The sequence below is a fragment of the Finegoldia magna genome (genome assembly GCF_003182075.1).
GTDB classification, from domain to species: Bacteria; Bacillota; Clostridia; order Tissierellales; family Peptoniphilaceae; genus Finegoldia; species Finegoldia magna.
On the sequence record NZ_QGTH01000013.1, the window covers coordinates 1 to 21,880 of the forward strand.

The following is a 21,880-nucleotide window of genomic DNA, read 5'->3' on the forward strand; positions in this document are numbered from 1 at the left end:
AAATATTCTAGTACTAATTTTATTTTAAATTCTTTTGTGTATTTTGGCATACAAAAACCCCTCCATCCGTATTCCGGATTTTGGGGTTCAGGTTAATATGAGGTGTTTTTTGATTGCTATTAATTCATTTGTTATCGTTAAATATTAGTTATCACTTCTTGCGAATCCGTTTTTCATTTCGCAGCTTGCTGTGAATAAAACATCGTGAAGTAATTTGTCTGTTTTTTCTTTCAAGAAGTCTGCCATTTCTTGGTTTGCTTTTTCAAGTAACTCATGAGCGTTTGCTGAATTTTTAGCAAATTCTTCGTCGTATTTATTGATTATTTCGTTGGATTTGGATTGAACTGCTCCTTGATATCTTTCGATGAAGATTGCTGTTTTGTTGAAATGTGCATCGCAAAGTGCAGCTATGATTCTGTTAGCCCAGTAGAAGTTTTCTGAAGTTGCCTTTGTAACTTGATCTCCAACATAGCTTGGAGTTGTTTCTACGTTTGCGTAGAATGCAACTGCTGCGTTGAATGCGTTGCTACCAAATGATAACCATTGAATTGCTCTGATTTCTTCTGGAGCGTATGGTCTTATTTGTGTGAAATGAGTTACATTGTCACGGCTAATTCCCAATGGACGATACATTCCACGATAGTTTGGATCTCCATGTTTTGCGTAGCAATCGTAAGGTGTTCCTTCGTAGTGGCTGGACAATATTGTCTTCATATCTTCAACTGTGATTTTTCTTTCTGGTACCATTGCCCATGGCAAATCATCAGATTCTGGTGTAAAATCAGCATCAACTCCATCCCAAATCAATGTTTTTGGATTGAAATATCTTAGCATAATCCATGCTCTTGGTGTGTTGTATGTGTGATCTGAATGATCATGAGATCCGTATGCTAATCTTGGATTTACATAATCTTCTTGATCTAAGAATAGGTGATGTTTTTCGGACCATTCTTTCAAATCTTTTGAGCACATGAATTCATTTTGTTCGCCGTAAGCATCATCAAAATCGAAATAATCAATTCCCAATTGGTTTGGCATTACAACGTATGCATCATCAGGAACTCTTCTTGCCATCCAGTGATGTCCACCGATTGTTTCTAACCACCAAATTTCATCAACATCTTGGAAAGCAATTCCGTTTGATTCGTAAGTTCCGTGTTCTTCAAGTAATTTACCTAATCTTTCAACACCTTCTCTGGCTGAGTTAATGTAAGGAAGAACCAAAGTTACGAAATCTTCTTCTCCAAGTCCACCGAATTTTTCATCTTTTGTTGGAGATTGAATCAAAGGATCTGCTCCTTGAACTCTTGCGTTTGTAGTGATAGTTTCAGTAGCGCTCATTGAAATATTTTTTTCGTTAACGCCTGATGCTGCCCAATCTCCTTCGAATGTGTCAGAGTTTGGAAGTGCTGTGTATCTCATAGGATTATCAGGTAAATCCACCTTGCATCCTGATAAAACTGATTCGTATTTTCTTGGTTGATCTTCTGGTTTTACAACGATAAATCTCTTAGCTGTAAAAATTCCAGAAGGAGAATCTTCACTTCTTGAAATAATTGTGGAGCCGTCAAAGCTCGCTTCTTTACCTACTAATAATGTAGTACATGCCATAATTACATACCTCCTTAAATGTGATACTTTTTTAATATCCAATATCATTATACCCCTTTTTCATATTTTTTACACAGAAAAAAGAAAAAAGGACTACCAATAAATTTTTTAATAGCCCTTTTGATTTTATTCCTCTTCACCTAATGCATCAATTGTGTCGTCAGTCAATCCTTTTAATTTTTCTACATAATTTGCATCGTGGTTTTTCTTAGGAATCAATATTATCTTGTCGTTTTCAAGTTCACATTCGAATATATCTCCAACCCTTAGGTCGTATTTTCTCATTAATATATCCGGTATTGTTACTTTGTTTCCTTTTTCTACTTCCAAATTCATATTATCCTGCCTTCTTGTAATATTGTATTTACTTTATTTTAGCATTATTTTGTGAATTTGAAAAGTTTTTCCTATTTGGTTGTTTAATTTTTGAATATACTACGAAAACTATCATACCTATAACTGCATTTACTACGATTGCTCCACCTGGTTTAATGTCAAATTGATACGATTGGATTATTCCTAGCATCATGTATAAAATCCCTAGAATTATTGTTGTGATATATGTTTTCTTGTAGCTTTTTGCAATTATGAGTGCTGTTGCTACGGGAAGTACAATCAAAGATGTCACCATCAACGCTCCAACTATTTTCACTGCAAGAGCTATAGTAATCGCTGACAAAAATGTAAATATCGCATTGATTCTATTTACTTTGACTCCTGCAAGACGAGCGATGTTTTTGTCGATAGAAATAGCCAATAATCCTGCGTATTGCGATATAGACACTGCTAAAATTAATATGAAAATTACAGAAATATTTATCACATCTCTGTTTGTTACAGAAGAAATGCTTCCGAAAAGATACGATTCAAATGAGTTTCCTCCAGGAGCAAAATCAGATAATATCGCTGCAATTCCAAGTCCCGTACTCATTATGACAGCAGTTGCCATATCTCCATATTGCGGGAATTTTTTTCTGATTAATTCTATTAAAAATGCCGCTACAACACAAACTATTGCAGAGCCTACTAATGGGTCGAATCCTAAAATAAGTCCAAGCCCAACTCCACTAAGAGCAGTATGAGAAAGCGCATCTCCTATCATCGATGTTTTACGATTAACCATTATTATTCCAATCATCGGAATCATTATCGAAAGCATCAATCCTGCTACCAATGCTTTTCTCATAAACGCAAATTCTAGCATTTTACAAGCCTCCCTTCAATCATTTCGTATTGTGTTCTCTCAATATCCAAAGCTTCTATTTCTTTTATTTCGTGAGTTACCATTATTACAGTTATGTTGTAATCTTTGTTGAGTTTAGCAATTGTTTTTATAAATTTCTCTTTGTTTTCTTTGTCAACACCTGCAGTCGGCTCATCGAGTATAAGAAGTTTTGGCTCATTAATCATCGCCCTACAAATCATAGCTCTTTGTTGAAGCCCTCCAGACAATTCATTTACAGGTCGGTTAATGTATTCTTTCATTCCCATTTCTTCCATAATTTGTTTTGCCTTGTCGTAATGTTTTTTGCGTGCGACTTTAATTAGCCCAAAATCTTCATACAAATTTAACGTTACAAGCTCCAAACAAGTAATCGGAAACGCTATTTTGTTTACAATATTTATTTGGGGAACATAGCCTATATCTCGGTAGCTTTTGTAATCTTTAATATTTTTATCTAAAACTTTGATTTCTCCGTCATCAGCTTTTAACTCTCCCAGCATTAATTTCAATAAAGTTGATTTACCGCTTCCATTTCCACCAAGGATTAGAGCCATTTCTCCTTGATTTATCTTCAAATTCAAATCTTTAAGCACCAAATCTTCATTATAACCAAAGTTTAAGTTGTTTATTGTTACTGCATTCATTTATACACCTGCCTTCTTCATAGATTCGTATAAGTTTTTCAAATTCATCTCAATTAATTCGATATATCCTTGATTATTGTCCTGTTGCTCTTTTGTTATAAATTCCATCGAAGCCAAAGGCTTTATATCTCCTCCCAATTCTTCCGATAAAGTCTTCGCTTCTTTAGGAGGTTTCCCGTATTCATAAAATACCGTAGTAATGTTTTTTGTTTTCGCAAAATCCACGGCTTTTTTTATTGTTTTAAGACTTGGACTTTCCATGCTAGTAAGACCTTCTAATGGATACTGAGTAAGCCCAAAATCCCTCGCTATATATGCATAAGCGTAATGTGTTACCAAAAAGCTTTTGTTGTCTAATTTACTAAATTTTTCTTTGTATTCTGCGTCAATGTCTGTCAATTTATCAACGTATTTCAATTTATTTTTTCGATAAATTCTCTCGTTATCTGGGTATTTTTGTATCAATTTGTCTTGGATACTATTCAAATATTTCTTTGCATTTACGACAGATAACCATGAATGTGGATCGTAAGTTATCTTGTCAAATCCTGACGAAGAACCTTCCATTACAGGCTTTAATTTGCCCTCATCTTGAAGCAATTTTCCATTAGTATCTTGTAAATAATATGGTAGCAAATCTTCGCTTATTCTGTCCGATACGAAAATCCACTTGCCATCATCTTTTATGTTGTAAAATATCTCTCCAGATTCATGACCCATTTCAAGGCCATATACTTTTCCTTCTTCAACATCGAAAGTGTTTTTTTGGTGAACAATCTCACCTTTTTGATTCATAATTTCCTTAGCTTTTTTGACTAATTCTTTTTTGTCTTCTCCATTGTCCTTGAAGAACGCAACCCTCATAATATCTTCATGAGTATGCCCAAAATCTATTTTTCGTTTTCCCTTTGTTAAGTCCAATTGTGCCATATATTGAAAATCGCCCCTTGCAGCAGCTCCTTTATACGTGATTAGCTCTACAGAATCCGACAACTTCAAAATATCCAAATTAGGCAAATTCTCGTGCACCTTGTCTACCCAATGTTCCATATTCGCACCATTTACAACCAGCAAATCTGCATCGGCAAGTTTTTTCATATCCTTAGCAGACGGCTCCCACAAATGAGGCTCCTTATCCACAGGCATAAAAGTTCTCACCTCGACAGTATCTCCTGCAATCATCTTCACCAAATCATGCACAGGAAAAAACGATGTGTAGATAACCGGTTTTCCTGAAGATTTTTTCGTGTGATTGGAACATCCCGCAAACAAAACCATGCACAAGGCTAATAGAAAACTCAAAAATCTCTTTTTCATCTAAATTCTCCTTTTCAAAAATCAAAGGACAGGTCGTCCCTGCCCTTTGTCAATTTCATATTCCAACCTTATTCTTCGATTTCTCCGATAATTTGTTTATCAGTTGTGTTTGGTTTTACGAAAGTTGGGAACCAGCCTTCCTTTGCAAATAATTCTTCCTTGTCATTACCATATCTCATGTGGAAATGTGTCAACTCTTCTTCGCCGTGAATTGGCATCATCAACAAAACTTTGTATTTTGCATTAGAATCCACAGCTTCAAAAACATCCCATTCTAGCATGTGTGATCCATGTTTTACAGCCTTTTTTTCCACAAATTTATACTCAGTTTCAGCTATTTTGTCTCCATTTTCTGAAGGGATTTTGCTTGTAAATGTAATCTTGTTTCCGTCGATTTTCAATCCGTTGAATTCACATTTTCTTTTTTCAAGATAATCCGCTTTTGCTTTTTTCTCATCAATATTTTCTTTTTTTGCTAAAGTTTTGTAAGCACCTTGAACTTCTGGTTTTTCCAAATAACTTCCCATATTGTTCCATTCTCCGTCCCAATCAGACAAGCTTACTTCTTCCTTTTTGTCCTCAGTTTTTTCAGTAGCCTTGCTGTCTTCTTTTTTATCTTCTTGTTTTTGCTCAGTTTGCTTAGTATTTTCTTTCGGTGCATCTTTTTGTGCTCCACAACCATTCAACAACAAAGCCGCTGACATCACACCAACCAAAGTCATCAATTTTAATTTATTCATATCAATACTCCTTATTTATATTTGTTAGCACGGAAATACAAATAGTTATTAATATCTCAAAACAAATTTGAATGCATTCTAATTTTATTAATTAATTAACTTATTACAATAAAATCTTATTTCTCATCCTAATCATTCTATTCAATTTTAAATATGTAATAAGTTTTTTGAGAATTAAAAACTTATTTAGTTGCAAATTACGTCTAATCTGCAAAATCAATTGTAAAAATCATCCTACTAACTTTATCCAAATAAATAATAACATTATTTTTTTATTCTGTCAATAATGATAATCATTTGAATTTAAAAAAACTCCGAGATATTTCTCGGAGCCAGTTTTATTCTGTTAGAGCTTGCATCAATATTTCTCTGAATTTATCGATGTCGATTTTAGTTATTACTTTACAGTTGAATTCACCATTTTCTTCTTTAATCAAATCTCTGTAGCTCATTCCTCTTGTTCCGTCGTTTTGCACATCGATTTTGATGTACATGTCTTTCGTTTCGAAAACTTCTGGATTATCCAATACTATTACTGAGCAAGGATCATGAATTCCTGCATCGTTTGATGCGTAGTATTTCAAAATTCTGTGTGCAAATTTCGTTCTTTTCGTTTCAATTGTGTCCAAGAATTTAATTTGCTCATCAGTTATGCTGGCTTTTTGTGTTACGTTTAGTCCTGCCATTATGATTTTAACTCCGCTTTCAAACACGATTTTCGCTGCTTCTGGATCGACGAAGAAATTAAATTCGCTGAGACTTGTGACGTTACCTCTTGTAATGGAGCCACCCATGATGCTGATTTGTTCGATTTTTTCCTTGTCTTCCGGAAAAGTTCTTAGAAGTAGTGCAATGTTTGTAAGTGGTCCCACTGCAATTATCGTGATTTTTTCAGTTGAGTTTTGGATAATTTCGTGCATCATTGTAACGGAATTTTTGCTTGTAAGTTCATTCACATCTTCTGATTCGATCATATCTCTGAATCCTGCAATTCCATCATCTCCGTGAACCGTTGCAAAGAAAGGCTCTCTTACAAGTGGCACTTCTTGTCCTTTTCCCATAGGAACATTTATGTCCAAAAGTTTTGCCAAGCATTGCATGTTTCTTGTTGTGTGTTCGATTGATACGTTTCCGTTTACCGAAGAAAGTGCCAACAGCTTTAAATTTTTCGAATTTTTAATTGCAAATAAAGCTGCTGCATCATCAACTCCCGGATCAAAATCCAATATACAATTAATCATTAGCACCTCCAAAATTTTTGATGTAATCTACAAAATCATCCACCGACAATAATTTTTCGTTCAAATTAATTGAGTTGCAAAGTCTTTTGACAACAGGTGGTTGGATGTATGCTTTTTGTAGGATTTCATCTTCATCAAAAACTTCCTTTTTATCAGCATCTTTGATGATTTCTTTGTTGGACATTACTACAACTCTGTCGAAGTTTTCAACGACGAATTCCATATCGTGAGTTATCGTTATGATTGTTTTGTTCAAATCGTGCAAATGATCGATTACTCTTTTCAAGCAACTCATAGAATATGCATCTTGTCCTGCTGTCGGTTCATCAAATATGAAAATGTCGCAGTCATTTGCAATTGTAATTGCTATCGTTATGAATTTTCTCGTACTAAATGGCAAATCATAAGGATGGTCGTCCAAATATTCTGAAAGTTCACAGATTTCACAAGCTTGTCTGACACGTTTGTCCATTTCATCTTCGTCGACTTTTAATGCTCTCAACGAAAATGCAACCTCATCGTAAACTGTGGAGTTAAAGATTTGATCGTTAGGATTTTGGAAGACGTAGCCTACTTTTCTGGATATTTGTGCTGTGGTCATGTCTTTTGTATTTTTCCCATCTAACAAAATCTCCCCAGAATTAGGTCTCAATAGTCCGTTCATTAGTTTTGCACAAGTCGATTTGCCGGCTCCATTTTGTCCCACGATTGCAACTTTTTCTGAAGAATTTACGACCAAATTCAAATCATTAATCGCTTTGAATCCATTAGGATAAGTAAAGCTTACATTTTTAAATTCTAATTTGCTCATTAGTTTTCCTCCAATTCTTTCTTGCATTCATCTAAAGTTATAGGAACTTTTTTGAAAAATCCTGACTTTTCTTCATTTAATTTGTATGCAAGTTTTGAAACTATAGGCATAGATACATTGTGCTGTTCGATTTTATCGTTTGATAAAACTTCGTGAGTTTCACCGTTGAAGATGATTTCTCCATCGTCCATTACCACAACTCTATCAGCGTATTCTGCTATCAAATCAATCTTGTGTTCTACCAGTATTATTGTTTTGTTTTGTGATTTCAAAAGTTTCAAAATATCGAAGATTTCTTCAGTTCCTAGTGGGTCAAGCTGACTTGTCGGTTCATCGAATATCAAAACTTTTGGATTCATTACGATGATTGAAGCTATCGCTACTCTTTGCGATTGACCACCAGACAATTCATTCGGATTTTTGTCTTGCAAATCTTCTATTTTAAGTAATTTAATAACATCAGTTACTCTTTGTCTGATTTCTTCTCTTGGAACTCCCAAGTTTTCAAGTCCGTAGGCTATTTCTTCGAATACAGTTTTCTTTATTCCAGAGATTTGACTGAATGGATTTTGGAATACAAATCCAACTAATTCCGCCATTTCTCCTCGTTCAATATCGTTGATATTTTTATTGTCGATATAAATACTTCCTGTAATTTCTCCTTGAACAAAGTCTGGAATTATCCCTCTAATGATATTGCACAAAGTAGTCTTGCCAGAACCATTTTTGCCAATAATCCCCACAAATTCTCCTTGTTTCACGTACAAATCCAAGTTTTTTATCGTTTTTTCTTCTTGAAGTTCATATTTGAACGAAACATTTTTAATTTCTATCATTATTTAAACCTCCACACCAATACCAACACAACCAATGCAATGAAAACGTAAAAAATTATTCTATCTGCAGTTGTTTTCTTAATTTCCTTAAGACATGTTTTTTCATTTTCAGATGCAAATCCACGTGCTTCAAGTGTAATTGTCTTTTCATCAATTTCTGAAAGTGATGATATAATCAAAGGTCCAAGTGACGGGAAGAACGCCTTCGCTCTGTTTTTAATGGAGCCTGTTGTTTCAATTCCACGTGCTTGTTGTGCTTTTATGATTTTGGAACTTTTCTTAATCATTTCTGGAATCATAGTCATTGTCGCCATAATTACGTAACTTGTAACGTGACTTACTCTTTTTTGTTGAAGAGCTATCATTAAATCTTCGATGTCTGTTGTTTCGAAGAATAATAAAAACAAAGTTATAAGCGTTAGAATGAATTTTGTTTGTTCCAAACCATTTAATATTCCGTTAAGTGTCACTCTCATAAATCCTAAATTCAAATACACGTGTTCTGTTGATTTGTCCAAGAATAATTGGAACAAAAACATTATTAATAATACTAATAACAAAACTATCCACAATTTTTTCACGTATTGTTTGAATTTATTATCCAACAAAGCTAATATCAAGCTTAATGGAAGTACAAAAAGGTATGCGAATTGCCATGGCAAAACCAACGAAATAATAACTGTAACTATAACCATAAAAAGTTTTGTTGTTGGGAAAATTTTAGATATCATTTTGCACCTCTCACGTATTTGTTCTTCTTTTCTTTTATGTATTGAATTCCATTAGGATATCTCAACAAATTTCTGTTAGGAATGGATTTGATAAGGAAATACACTGCAAACGAAGTCAAAAACTTATCCAAAGTTTCTGTAAGCACAGTTGAACCTATAACAGATTCCCATAATCCTTTTCCTGTTGCAACCAAAAACGTCGTGATTGCACTTGAACCACTCGCTCCAGTAACACCACCGAAGACCAAAACAGTAATTGGCGCAGATGTAACCATTGCAACAAGCCAAATAATAACTGCTACTACAAATGTTTTTGCTGGAGTCTTGAACATTGCCTTTTTCCCACAAACCCCTGCAACCAAACCAATCGCACCACTTACAATCATATATGGTAGTTGCGTAGGGTTAGTAACAGATGTCACGATGTTTGTGACAACACCTGTAAGAAAACCAATCCAAGGTCCACACAATACACCTGTGAACACAGTTCCTATAACATCCAAATAAACCGGTAATTTTAATGCTGCAGTTAAATTTGCACCAACAAAATTGATAGCTATACCAAGTGGAATTAGTAAAATTACCGACAAGTTATAGCTCATCTTAGATTTAGATTTCATAAATTCCTCCTATAAATTTTACGAAAAAAATTTTCGCGTTGAATAAATTTTATCATAATACGACCAATTAATAAATCATTTTTCGTTAAAAATATTAACAAAAATTTTGTGTTACTAAAATATTTAATTCAAAGTTTACAAAACTCTTAGCATACCCTTCTTGTTAGGAAATTGTTTGAAATGAAATTTTTCGTAAAATGCATCGTAAGGAGTGTTCGCCAACAAAATAATATAGCTATCCTCATCATAATTTTCGTCCAAGTATTTGTTAATCTCATTCATTAAAACTCTTCCCAAACCATTTTTCTGATACTGTGAATCCACCATCACATCAGTAACCACAAGACTAATCGCCCCATCTCCGACAACCCTTGCCATCGCAATCAACTTATCCCCATCATAAATCGATGTAATGAAAAGAGAATTTTCTATTGCAGTTTCCGCATTTTCTTTCGATTTTTTATTTCCAATACCAGATTTTTCACGCAATTCGTTGTAATCATCTGGACTAACCGCTGCATTTTTTATAACGTATTTTGTATTCATAACTCACCTCACACATATTATCCATTATTTTTCTTAATTTTACAAAAAAAGAGACATCAGCTATATGCCAATATCTCTAAGATTTTATTTTGAAATACTTTCTACTCCTCCAATTACTTGGATTTCTTTGATATTAGAATCGTTCAAATATTTTTGAACAGATGCTGGGATTTTATCTTTTTCCAGTAATATTATTGGAGTTTTATTGATTTGTGTTATAGGACCTGCAACTAATGCATCTACATAATTATATCCATTTGCTACAAGGATTTTTTCTGCATTTGGATAGATGTGTTTTGCACATTCTACTGAAGTTTCAAATCTATCTTTTCCACTTAATCTAGTTACTTTTATTCCCATAGATACAATCTCTTGTTCGACTTTTTCTGATACAGAAGATTTTCCACCTACAATTACAATTTCATTTATATTCCATTCTTTAATTGCTTTCTTCGTGTATTCATTCAATTCATCGATTTGAGTTAACAATACTGGGATATTTTCCTTGGCGGAAATACTATTTCCACAAAGTGCATCGACAATGTTCACTCCACTCGCCAACACAATTTTGTGTTTATTTCCAGATTTTTCCACGACTTTTTTGCCAACTTCGACAGATGTTTTGTATCTATCTTTGCCGGAAACTCTGACTACATTGTATCCTTGTTGTTTTAAATTAGATTCTACTGTTTTTGATATAGTAGATTCTCCACCTACAATATAAATATTTTTTGCATTTAATCTTTTAATTTCATTCAAAGTATTTGCATTTACTTCTAATTTACCACTTAAAAGTATTGGACTTTTTAAAGATGTCGCAAGTGGAGTTGATGTCAATGAATCTACCAATTCATTTGCTGATGTTAATACTATATTTTCAGAAGATGTAAAGTGTTTTTTAGAAATTTCAATAGCTGTTTGATATCTGTCTTCTCCTGAAATTCTAGAATTTGCAAATTGCTTGTACAAATCTTCGAATGTTTTCACTTCTTTTTTATCAGAGGGATTAGTATTATCTTCTGGTTTATTTGGTTTATCATCTGGAACACTTGGATTATCTTCTACTGATTTTTTAGTATATTCAATCGCGATATCATTAATAGACAATGTTTTTGTTTTAATGTCTACTAAATCTTTATCTTGCTTGAATGGCAACAAGTTTAAGTTTCCATATTTGTCGATTTCATAAACCGCTACAACATTTTTATCATTAGGAACAACTCTTTGTATTGTGAAATCTCCTAATGCCATTTTTGTAACTTCACATCTATGAGGATTTATTAATTTAAATCTGAATAAATCAAAATCTTTTCCTGCAAGTTGTCTTATATTTGATTTCTCTGGATAAGTCGTTTTAAGCATCAAATCTCCAAAGTTCATTCCTTTGATAGTGGTACTCTTATCATCAGATTTCAATTCTGTATTGTTGTCATTTTCTTCTCCTTTTGGAACTAATGTCAAATAAGTTGCGTTAGTGCAAGAAGTTTGATTGAATACATATTTGCCGTCGCCCCATTTTAATGGATGGTTTGGTCCTCTTTCTGATTTATCAACAAGTGTGAATGGGAAATTAGCAATTGCAAATTCATCTTTTGAATCTTCAACTCTTACAGAATATTGCACTCCTTCGTATAAATCAATTGGAGTGATTGGAACTCCCCATTCATCTTCTTCTAATGTAGTTGCAGTTACAGTGTCGTATTCACTTGTAAATATCAACTTAACATTGCTGCAATCTTTTGGATTATTCTTATCTTGTAATATTCTTACATAATCAATAGTGTATTTATCTTTGATAACTTCATCTTTTTTCAAAGGTCTTATTGTTAGATGATCAATTTTTGGATCAACTGGTTTTGCGTAAGGGTTTTTAGTTTTGTGTCTAATTGGTAAATTTCCTTCGCCATTTGCTTTGAAATAAAATTCGTTTACTTCCTTATCAAAAGGAGTATCTGATAATATGAATTGCTTATTCTTAGAGCCAGTTGTTAGCATATAGTCGTCATTTTCATATACGTACAATGATGCCAATTCCCCTTCATATGCCATGAAAGTTCCAACTTTTTCAGATCTAGTTAAATCATATAATGTGAAATACAAATATTCTCTATCTGATAAAGGTCTAGTCTTTCCATCTTCATTAACCATAATTGGAATTGGAGCCATTTTGACTTTTTTGTCAGATAATTTGCAAACATCATCCACAGATTCTTTTGAATAATCTAACTTAGTCAACAAAATTTCTTCCAAAACTTTATTATCATCAGTTATTGCCACAATCTTGCCGTTGACTTTTTTCGCAGTCACAGTTAAAGGATCAAGCTTGTATTCGTCATTTTTCTTTAAACGAATTTGGTATTTTTCGCCTTCTGTTAAAGTGAACTTAACCTTAGCAGAATTTGCTTTTATGCTTGAAACTTTTTTAGTGTTCAAGTTTTCCAATTCAAATTCCAATTCTTTATCAACTGGCAATCTGTTGCAAGAACCACATAATACATCTAATTCAACTTCTTGTTCCAATTTTTCTTCTGCTTTTTTTCTATATTCAATTACAGTATCGTAAATTGATAATGTTTTTGTTTTAATATTTGCTACATTATCTTTTACAGTAAAATCTAATTTTGTAAGGCTACCGTCTTTTTCAACTTGATATACAGCCTTTACTGATTTATCTTTTGGGATGTTTCTATGAATTGTAAAATCTCCATCAGCCATTTTGGAAACTTCACATCTTTTTGGATTGATTAATTTAAATCTGAATAAATCAAAATCTTTTCCTTCCATTGATTTGATTTGTGATTTGTCTGGATGAATTGTTCTTAACAATAAATCTTTAAAATTCATTCCAGAAACAGATGTGTTTCCATTGATACATTTGATAACTGTGTTGTGTTTGTTTTCTTCGCCTTTTTTAACAACAGTTATGAAGTTTGCATTTCCACAATAAGAATGGTCGAATCCGTACTTTCCATCTTCCCATCCCATTGGATGATTAGGTCCTCTTTCTGATTTGTCCACTATAGTGAATGGAAAATTTTCTATTGCGTATTGTCCCTTAGGGTCCTCAATTTTTACGGAATATTGTACTCCCTCGTGCAAACTAAAAGGACTCAATAAAGTTCCGTATTGATCTTGCAAAATAGGAACTGCTGTTACTGTATCATATTCACTTGTGAATACAACTTTTAAATCTTTAAAGTCTTGCTTATCATTTTCAATTGGAGCTATACAAACATAATCCAAAGTAACCCTGTCAGTGATTTTTTCATTTTCTTTTAAATGACGAACAGTCAATGAATCTATTTCTGTTTTTGCTGGTTGTAAGTATGGGTTTTTAGCTTTATGTCTAATTGGCAATTTACCTTCGCCGTTTTGTCTGAAATAGAACTCGCTAACAATTCTTTCAAATGGTTTATCTGCCAATATAAATTTCTTATTCTTAGTGCTTGTGAATAAAATATAATCGTCTTTTTCGTAAACACTCAAAGCAGGGATTTGTCCATTAACAGTTTTTACTTCGCCTACTCTTTCAGCTTTTGAAGTATTATACAAATCAAATATAACTTCTTCATCTGATTTCAAAGCTCTTTTGTTTCCATTTTCTTCCACCATCATTGGAATAGGTGCCATAGTTACTTTCTTGTCTGAAAATTCACAAACATCGTCGACACATTCCTTAGAAAGATCAATTTTGGATACTAGGATATCTTCCAAGATATAATTATCTTCTTTTGCTAAAACAAGATCTCCCTCATATTCCATTACTTCTACATTAAATGGATCCATTTGGTAATCTTTGTTCTTCTTCAAAGTGATTTTGTATTTTTGACCAACTTTAATATTTTCAATATTAAATTTGGCAATTCCTTGTGCTGATGTAAACTCCATCACTTCTTTTGTTTCTAAATTTTCTAATTCAAATTCCAATTGATTTGCAACAGGTTGCAAATTGCACACTTGGCACAATACTTTGACAGAAAATTCCTTTGTTTTGACATCTGATTCTGGTAATGTGGCTTCATTATTTACATTACCATCAACTTTTTCATCTGCTGCTTTTGCTACTGGAGCATATCCAAAAACAAGCGCAAAAGCTAACAGAAAAGCTACAACTCTTTTCAAAGCTTCCTCCTAATGATTTTATTTTTGGTAGTTAATCTTATACCGATATCATTATAACTCAATAACACATTTAAAACAATTAATTTAATAATAATTTATTATCTTATTTAAAAACAAAATTATATACTTTATCACAGCATATTTATTTGCAAATAACGTAAAAACTCCTAATTAATCGCTAAACTAATTAGGAGTTTGTATTGAAAATATTTATAATTTCATTGACAAGGAAACCAATCCTCTTTCTTTATCTATTCCAATTATTTTTACTTTTACGGTGTCACTTACTTCGCACACTTCTCTTGGATTTTTGATGTAAGAATTGCTCATCTTAGAAATATGGCAAAGTCCGTCTTCTTTTATTCCGATGTCTATGAATGCTCCGAAGTCCACGACATTTCTAACCGTTCCTGTGACTATCATTCCTTCTTCCAAATCATCGATTGACAATACATCTTGTCTTAGAACTGGTTTTGGCATTTCGTCACGTGGATCTCTGCCTGGTTTTTTTAGTTCTTCGATTATATCACGCAAAGTAGGTTCTCCTACTTCTAATTCTTCGGATAGTTTTTTCACATCTATATCGTTCAAATCGTATTTCATGATTTGTTTTGCGATTTCATAGCTTTCTGGGTGAACTTCTGTGTTATCTAATATTTCTTCGCTTTCAGGAATTCTCAAAAATCCTGCACATTGTACGAATGCTTTTGGTCCAATTCCTTTTACTTTCAAGATTTCTTGACGATTAGTGAATGGTCCGTTTTCTATTTTGTAATCCACGATGTTTTTCGCAGTTGTTTTCGTAATTCCAGATACGTAATTCAAAAGCGCAGAGCTTGCTGTGTTGATGTTGACACCAACTGTGTTAACGCAATCTTCCACTACTTCTTCGAGTGATGATTTCAATTTCTTTTGGTTGACATCATGTTGATATTGTCCAACTCCGATCGATTGTGGAGAGATTTTGACCAATTCTGCAAGTGGATCTTGAATACGACGTGCAATCGAAATAGCACCTCTTATTGTTACATCTAAATCAGGGAATTCTTCTATTGCAAGTTTTGATGCAGAGTAAATACTTGCTCCCGCTTCGTTTACGATTGCATAAAAGATTTCATCGTCGATTTGCGCTAACAAATCAGATACGTATTTTTCTGTTTCACGAGAAGCCGTTCCGTTACCTATTGCGATTAGTTTGACGTTGTATTTGTCGATAAAATCCTTCAAAGTTTCATCTGCCCTTTGGATTTGTTTTCTTGCATCAGTTACATAAATTACTGCACTGTCCAAGAAATCTCCGTATTCAGAAATTACAGCAACTTTGCAACCAGTTCTAAATCCTGGGTCAAGTCCAATAATCGCAGTTTCTTTGATAGGAGGTTGCATCAAATACGGCTTCAAATTGCTTTTGAATACGCCGATTGATTCGTCGTCTGCCATTTCTTTCATACTTTGACGCACTTCTGTTTCAATTGATGGAACTATCAATCTCTTGTAGCTATCTTTTACTGCTTTTTCTATCAAATCATAAGTTTCAAAATCATTATTTCTTGCGATTTTTCTCATAATTTTGAAAATATTGTAATCATCATTTAAAATGAATGAAACTTTCAAGAATCCTTCTTTTTCTCCTCTAAATACTGCAAGAACTCTGTGTGCTTTGACATCTTTTACTTTTTCTGAATAATCGTAGTACATCTTGTATGTGCCGGATTCGTCTTCATTTTTTTCTTCAGTTTTCATAATTCCATCAGTTATGAACGAATTACGAACTATATCTCTGAATACTTTTTGTTCAGATACAAACTCTGCTATGATGTCCAAACTTTTACTAATAGCATCATCAACTGTTTTAATTTCTTCTCCGTTGACAAATTCTGAGGCTTTTTTCTCAATCTCAGATAAAGAGTGAGTTTTCTCCATTATCATATCTGCTACTGGTTGTAGTCCCAATTCTACAGCGATTGATCCACGAGTTCTTTTCTTTGGCTTAAATGGGAGATAAATATCTTCTAATTCTGTCAAAATAGTCGCTTCGTCGATTTGTTTTTTCAAATCTTCAGTGAGTTTTCCTTGCTCATCGATAAGACGTGTGATGTCGTCTTTTCTTTCTTGCAAGTTTCTCAAATATGTAAGCCTATCGTTTAATTGTCTCAACGTTTCGTCAGTCAAATTCCCAGTGATTTCTTTTCTGTATCTGGCGATAAATGGAATTGTATTTCCCTCATCTAATAATTCAACTGTCTTAACAACGTTATCATATTTTATGTCTAATTCTTCTGATAATTTTTGTAGTATATTCATTTTCTTCCTTCTCTTTTAATAAACTATAATCTATATTTTAACATTATTTTATTTATTTTTCCACATTAAAGCAATTTGCACCAAAATTTCAAAAACCATCAAGCAAAACACTTGATGGTTTAATTGATTACGATTTAAATAATTTGGCATTTTTTTCTTTTTCTAATTGTTCCAAGAAAATCTCCTTTTGAATCAAGTGAGTTTTTCTGATGGATCCAGCTATGTCTGCTACTAACATGAAAATCGTCGCCGCCGACACGTAATAAAAGTCTATAAATGAATATTCGATAAATCCTCTTGATGGAGGTGTCATTTGTCCGATGAAAAGCATCATAAATATCGCTACGAAAACAATCGTAAAATTGAATTTGAAAATAAATCCATGAAAATATCCAAGTAATGCTGCGATAGCCAAGAATATCATCAAGCAATGGTCAATCAAAAATCCATGCGCATGAGACAATGTGTATCTGATGATTATCATGAACAATATGTAAATCAACGAGTAAATAATAAATTTTGTGTTTTTTGACATTTCAAATCTCCTTTTGTTAAAACATTTTCCGTAATTGTGATTTGCTTGAATTTTTTGTAAAGTTTGTAATAAAATTTACAAAATAAAACATTTCAATATTATTTTAGCACAATTTATAATTTTATTCTACAAATAATTAAAAGGTTATCCTAATTTACAACCTTGAAAAATTGTAAAATTTATATTAAAATTAACTAATAACTAGGAGGCTATTATGAAACCGTATATTGTGGGAGTCGCAGGTGGAAGTGCTTCAGGCAAGACTGAAATCGTAAAGACTTTGAAAAAACATTTTGAAGATAAAATAGAAATTATTGAACACGATAATTATTACTTTGCTCATGACAATTTGACTATGGATGAACGTGCTAGTTTGAATTACGATCATCCCCAAGCTTTTGAAACAGATTTATTGATTGAGCATGTTAAAAAAATTATAAATAATGAAGAAATCGACATTCCAACTTACGATTTTACAATTCACACTAGAAGCTCTGATACTTTGAAGAAAAGTCCAAAGCCAATTGTGATTGTAGAGGGAATTTTGGTTTTGGAGAATGAAGAACTTCGTAATTTAATGGATATGAAAGTCTTCGTAGACTGCGATGGAGATGTCAGACTCATAAGAAGAATTACAAGAGATGTCGTGGAACGTGACAGAACTATTGAATCGATTTTGACTCAATATATGGAAACTGTAAAGCCAATGCATGAGCTTTTTGTGGAACCTAGTAAGAAATTTGCCGATTTGATTGTGCCAAAGGGTGGCAAGAACAAGGTTGCTATCGATGTGCTTATCAATCATTTGGCTACGAAACTATAAAAAAACATTTTGCTATTGACTAAAATTAGTTTCTAGTATAAAATTTTAATAACTCAATAGAAAATTATGATTGTGACCAGTACCGATTATTCGGGAATTACAACACATGAGTTTTCAAGGTAGTTTCATACTTTGCATGGAACATAAGCTTTTGATAAGAAAGGTGGTACCGCGTAAATTCGCCCTTTCGTGTCAAGAGTTTTTTTATTTTATAGGAGGATTTTATGATTAATTACGAATTTGAACATGAAAATGTGTATGACGAATTGGTAGCGCGTGGATATTTTGAACAAGCTACATACGAAGATGAATTGAGAGATTTACTCGGAAAAGAAAGAGTTCCATTTTACATTGGATTTGATGCGACTGCAGATAGTTTGACTATTGGTCATTTTATTCAATTGATGGTTATGATGAGAATGCAAGCTCACGGTCACATTCCGATTTGTCTTTTAGGTGGCGGAACTACAATGATTGGAGATCCTTCTGGTCGTAACGATATGAGAAGTATTATGACTAAGGAAGTTATCAACGAAAACGCGAGAAGATTTTATTCTCAAATGACAAGATTCATCGATTTTGGTGAAGACAAGGCATACATTGAAAACAACAAGGATTGGTTGTTGAATTTAAATTTCTTGGATTTCATGAGAGAAATCGGCGTTCATTTTTCTGTAAATCAAATGTTGACTTTGGAAAGTTACAAAAACAGAATGAAAAAAGGCCTAACATTTTTCGAATTTAGTTATATGTTGATGCAATCATACGATTATTTGGTATTGTACAGAAAATACGGTTGTAAATTACAAATGGGCGGTTCTGATCAATGGTCTAATATTTTGGGCGGATACGATTTGGTTAGAAAATTAGAAAACGACAAAGTTTACGCTATGACTTTCAAGCTTTTAACTACTGCTGACGGAGTTAAAATGGGTAAATCACAAAAAGGCGCTGTGTGGTTGGACGAAAACAAAACAACTCCTTACGATTTGTTCCAATACATGAGAAATGTAGACGATAGAGATGTGGAAAAATTCTTGTTGATGTTGACATTCTTGCCAACTGAAGAATGTAAGAGACTTGGTAATTTAGAGGGAAGTGACATCAATAAAGCTAAGGAAGTTTTGGCATTTGAAGTGTGCAAATTAGTTCACGGAGAAGAAAAAGCAGAAGAAGCTCGTCAAACAGCAAATGCATTGTTCAATTCAAACGCTGTTGATGAAAATATGCCAACAACTGAAATGAAAGCTTTGGATTTTGAAAATGGAATTGGTTTGTTGAATTTGTTGACAATGACAGGACTTACTCAATCAAACAGTGAAGCGCGTAGACTTGTAACTCAAAACGGAATTTCTGTTAACGACAACAAGGAATCTGATCCAAAAAGAATTGTAACAATTCACGATTTTAACGACGATGAACTTATCATAAAAAAAGGAAAGAAAGTATATCACAGAGTAAAATTAGTATAATATTTTTAAAAATAGACCTCGGCGATTTTGAATTGATTTTCAAAGTTTGCCGGGGTTTTGTGTTATAATTAAGTAAATTTAAAAATATATGTGGAGGTTAAAATGAAAAAATTATTCAAATTTTTAACTAGTAGAATAATGCTTTTGGCAATTGTATTTATCATTCAAATTTCACTATTAGTTTATTTGATTTTAAGTTTCCAAAGAAATTTTGTGTATGTCTACACATTAAACATTATAATATCCTTCGCTTTTACTATAATGGTGGTCAACACCGATGTAAACCCGAGTTTCAAACTAGGATGGCTCATTCCTATATGGATATTCCCGTTGTTTGGAGCGGTGTTCTATTTGTTTTTCAGAAGAAACAGATTCGTTCGTGCACAACAAAGACGAATGGATAAGATTAGTTCAACGTTTAACAACCATATTTTGTCGAATGGTAATGTAATTGACGAACTGGAGGGCGACTCCAAGTCCATCGCAACTTACATAAACACAACAGCTCATGCTCCTGTATTTTCTAAAACAAGTTCGAAATATTTGAAAAACGGTGAAGTTTTCTTTGAATATTTGATGAAAGATTTAAAAAACGCAAGAGATTATATTTTCTTGGAGTTTTTCATAATCGAAGAAGGTTATATGTTTAATAATATTCTGGAAGTTTTGGAACAAAAAGTAAAAGAGGGAGTCGACGTCAGGATTTTGTACGACGATTTCGGCTGCATCACCAAACTTTCACGTAGATATTACAAAAAACTAGAAGAAAAAGGCATCAAGGTTCAAGTTTTCAATAAAATCAGAGTTCTACCAATGCCCCGTCACAATAATAGAGACCACAGAAAAATTGTCGTTATCGACGGAAAAGTCGCTTACACTGGCGGATTTAATTTGGCAGATGAGTACATGAATAAAATCCAAAGATTTGGATATTGGAAAGACACTGGAATTAGAGTTACTGGTGATGGTGTGTGGTCATTTACAATAATGTTTTTGTCCATTTGGGAGTTGTACGACGAAGAAGAACTAGACTACAAATATTACTTCGAAAAAACTGTTCGTGATGTTTCTGAAAACGAAGGTTACTGCCAACCTTACACTGATTCCCCACTGGATAATATACCCGTTGGAAAAGGTACGTACTTGCAATTATTATCACGTTCCAGAAAATATTTCTACATCACAACACCGTACTTAATCCCTTCTGATGATATGATAGATTCACTTAGAGATGCTGCTCAGAGCGGTGTCGATGTTAGAATCATAACTCCGGGAATACCAGATAAGAAATTAGTGTATATGGTTACAAGAACTTACTACAAAACGCTTTTGGAAGCTGGTGTTAGAATTTTCGAATATACTCCGGGATTTTTACACGCAAAAAGTTGTGTATCAGATGACAAACATTGCGTCGTCGGCTCAATTAATTTGGATTTTAGATCCTTGTATCTACATTTTGAAAACGGAGCGATGTACTACGATTCACACATAGTCGATGACTTAAAGGAAGATTTCTTGGAAATGCAATCACAATCACAAGAAATATTTTCACGACAATTGGAAAACCAAAGCGTATTTAGAAAAATACTATCCGTAATTCTGAAAGTATTCTCGCCAATGATATGATGAAAAGAAATAATCTAATCGATACGTTAAGGGGATTTGCAATTGTCAACATGGTAATTTACCATTTGTTGTTCGATTTGGTCTACATGGAAAATTTCAAAATTGAATGGTTTGAAAACACACCAGGCATGATTTGGGAGAGATTCATCTGCATCAGCTTCATTTTGATATCGGGCTATTGCTTCAACCTATCTCACAATCACAAGAAACACACCATCACGCTTTTTATCGTGGCTATGGTTTTGAGTGTGGTGACGTATTTCTTCGCAAATGAGTTTTTCATAGTCTTCGGAATAATTCATCTGTTGTGCTTGGCATCATTCATAACGATTTTTGTCGACAAATTAACCCTTAACAAAAAAATATTGTGTGTCCTATCTTTTGTAATGTTCATTCTAACTTACAAAATAAGCTCTCATCCAATGAATATAAGTACCAATCTGTTTAGTTTCGTGGGATTCTACAACGATAAGTTCTACAGTGGCGACTATTTCCCATTACTACCTTGGTATTTTATGTATTTGGTTGGATATTGCGCAGGAGACTTTTTAGATATAAAATTAAATGTAAGAGAGAATTTATTATCTAAAATGGGCAAAAAAAGTTTGATGATTTATTTAATTCACCAACCTATAATAATGATAATTGTACAAATCGTAAAAATTTAAGGAGGATT

19 protein-coding genes are annotated in these 21,880 nt (G+C 33.1%); 4 read left to right on the forward strand and 15 right to left on the reverse strand.

Annotated elements, in window-relative coordinates; translation table 11 throughout:
- Positions 1 to 144: 144 nt before the first annotated feature.
- The 15 genes from DES33_RS06125 to DES33_RS06195 all read right to left on the reverse strand — a co-directional run bounded on the left by DES33_RS06125 (position 145) and on the right by DES33_RS06195 (position 17,283).
- The gene (locus DES33_RS06125) at positions 145 to 1,611 is read right to left on the reverse strand and encodes a C69 family dipeptidase (RefSeq protein ID WP_094224289.1); all 1,467 of its coding nucleotides are present in this window, start codon (positions 1,609 to 1,611) and stop codon (positions 145 to 147) included.
- Between the two features lie 126 nt (positions 1,612 to 1,737).
- Positions 1,738 to 1,947 carry an AbrB/MazE/SpoVT family DNA-binding domain-containing protein gene (locus tag DES33_RS06130; protein ID WP_094224288.1) on the reverse strand — a complete coding sequence of 70 codons (210 nt, stop codon included), beginning with the start codon at positions 1,945 to 1,947 and terminating at the stop codon, positions 1,738 to 1,740.
- Positions 1,948 to 1,975: 28 nt separating this feature from the next.
- Positions 1,976 to 2,815, reverse strand: coding sequence for a metal ABC transporter permease (locus DES33_RS06135; RefSeq protein ID WP_110058407.1), 840 nt, complete (start codon positions 2,813 to 2,815; stop codon positions 1,976 to 1,978).
- Positions 2,809 to 3,480, reverse strand: coding sequence for a metal ABC transporter ATP-binding protein (locus DES33_RS06140; protein WP_094224287.1), 672 nt, complete (start codon positions 3,478 to 3,480; stop codon positions 2,809 to 2,811). The genes DES33_RS06135 and DES33_RS06140 overlap by 7 nt, the downstream gene beginning before the upstream one ends.
- The gene (locus DES33_RS06145; protein ID WP_094224286.1) at positions 3,481 to 4,797 is read right to left on the reverse strand and encodes a metal ABC transporter substrate-binding protein; all 1,317 of its coding nucleotides are present in this window, start codon (positions 4,795 to 4,797) and stop codon (positions 3,481 to 3,483) included. It lies immediately after the preceding gene.
- A gap of 68 nt (positions 4,798 to 4,865) precedes the next feature.
- Positions 4,866 to 5,537 carry a ZinT/AdcA family metal-binding protein gene (locus DES33_RS06150; RefSeq protein WP_094224285.1) on the reverse strand — a complete coding sequence of 224 codons (672 nt, stop codon included), beginning with the start codon at positions 5,535 to 5,537 and terminating at the stop codon, positions 4,866 to 4,868.
- Between the two features lie 338 nt (positions 5,538 to 5,875).
- Positions 5,876 to 6,778 carry a nucleoside hydrolase gene (locus DES33_RS06155; protein ID WP_094224284.1) on the reverse strand — a complete coding sequence of 301 codons (903 nt, stop codon included), beginning with the start codon at positions 6,776 to 6,778 and terminating at the stop codon, positions 5,876 to 5,878.
- Complete coding sequence (locus DES33_RS06160) at positions 6,771 to 7,589, reverse strand: energy-coupling factor ABC transporter ATP-binding protein (protein WP_094207613.1); 819 nt, start codon at positions 7,587 to 7,589, stop codon at positions 6,771 to 6,773. Before DES33_RS06160 ends, DES33_RS06155 begins: the two co-directional genes overlap by 8 nt.
- Positions 7,589 to 8,425: an energy-coupling factor ABC transporter ATP-binding protein gene (locus tag DES33_RS06165; RefSeq protein WP_094224283.1), complete on the reverse strand. Its 837-nt coding sequence runs from the start codon at positions 8,423 to 8,425 to the stop codon at positions 7,589 to 7,591. Before DES33_RS06165 ends, DES33_RS06160 begins: the two co-directional genes overlap by 1 nt.
- Positions 8,425 to 9,156 carry an energy-coupling factor transporter transmembrane component T family protein gene (locus tag DES33_RS06170; RefSeq protein WP_094224282.1) on the reverse strand — a complete coding sequence of 244 codons (732 nt, stop codon included), beginning with the start codon at positions 9,154 to 9,156 and terminating at the stop codon, positions 8,425 to 8,427. The genes DES33_RS06165 and DES33_RS06170 overlap by 1 nt, the downstream gene beginning before the upstream one ends.
- Complete coding sequence (locus tag DES33_RS06175) at positions 9,153 to 9,776, reverse strand: ECF transporter S component (RefSeq protein WP_110058408.1); 624 nt, start codon at positions 9,774 to 9,776, stop codon at positions 9,153 to 9,155. Before DES33_RS06175 ends, DES33_RS06170 begins: the two co-directional genes overlap by 4 nt.
- A gap of 135 nt (positions 9,777 to 9,911) precedes the next feature.
- Entirely contained in the window at positions 9,912 to 10,322 is a 411-nt protein-coding gene (locus DES33_RS06180) for a GNAT family N-acetyltransferase (protein WP_094224280.1), read from the reverse strand.
- 84 nt (positions 10,323 to 10,406) lie between these two features.
- On the reverse strand, positions 10,407 to 14,444 hold the full coding sequence (locus DES33_RS06185; RefSeq protein ID WP_110058409.1) for a cell wall-binding repeat-containing protein: 4,038 nt from the start codon (positions 14,442 to 14,444) through the stop codon (positions 10,407 to 10,409).
- 210 nt (positions 14,445 to 14,654) lie between these two features.
- Positions 14,655 to 16,748, reverse strand: coding sequence for a Tex family protein (locus DES33_RS06190; RefSeq protein WP_110058410.1), 2,094 nt, complete (start codon positions 16,746 to 16,748; stop codon positions 14,655 to 14,657).
- Positions 16,749 to 16,875: 127 nt separating this feature from the next.
- On the reverse strand, positions 16,876 to 17,283 hold the full coding sequence (locus DES33_RS06195) for a hypothetical protein (protein ID WP_110058411.1): 408 nt from the start codon (positions 17,281 to 17,283) through the stop codon (positions 16,876 to 16,878).
- 214 nt (positions 17,284 to 17,497) lie between these two features.
- Between DES33_RS06195 and udk the strand changes: the two genes are divergently transcribed.
- From udk to DES33_RS06215, 4 genes are all read left to right on the forward strand, one after another.
- Positions 17,498 to 18,106 carry a uridine kinase gene (udk, locus tag DES33_RS06200; protein ID WP_110058412.1) on the forward strand — a complete coding sequence of 203 codons (609 nt, stop codon included), beginning with the start codon at positions 17,498 to 17,500 and terminating at the stop codon, positions 18,104 to 18,106.
- 224 nt (positions 18,107 to 18,330) lie between these two features.
- Complete coding sequence (gene tyrS, locus DES33_RS06205) at positions 18,331 to 19,578, forward strand: tyrosine--tRNA ligase (protein ID WP_110058413.1); 1,248 nt, start codon at positions 18,331 to 18,333, stop codon at positions 19,576 to 19,578.
- A gap of 102 nt (positions 19,579 to 19,680) precedes the next feature.
- The gene (cls, locus tag DES33_RS06210; protein WP_110058414.1) at positions 19,681 to 21,204 is read left to right on the forward strand and encodes a cardiolipin synthase; all 1,524 of its coding nucleotides are present in this window, start codon (positions 19,681 to 19,683) and stop codon (positions 21,202 to 21,204) included.
- On the forward strand, positions 21,204 to 21,872 hold the full coding sequence (locus DES33_RS06215; protein WP_227930614.1) for a heparan-alpha-glucosaminide N-acetyltransferase: 669 nt from the start codon (positions 21,204 to 21,206) through the stop codon (positions 21,870 to 21,872). Before cls ends, DES33_RS06215 begins: the two co-directional genes overlap by 1 nt.
- The last annotated feature ends 8 nt before the right edge of the window (positions 21,873 to 21,880 follow it).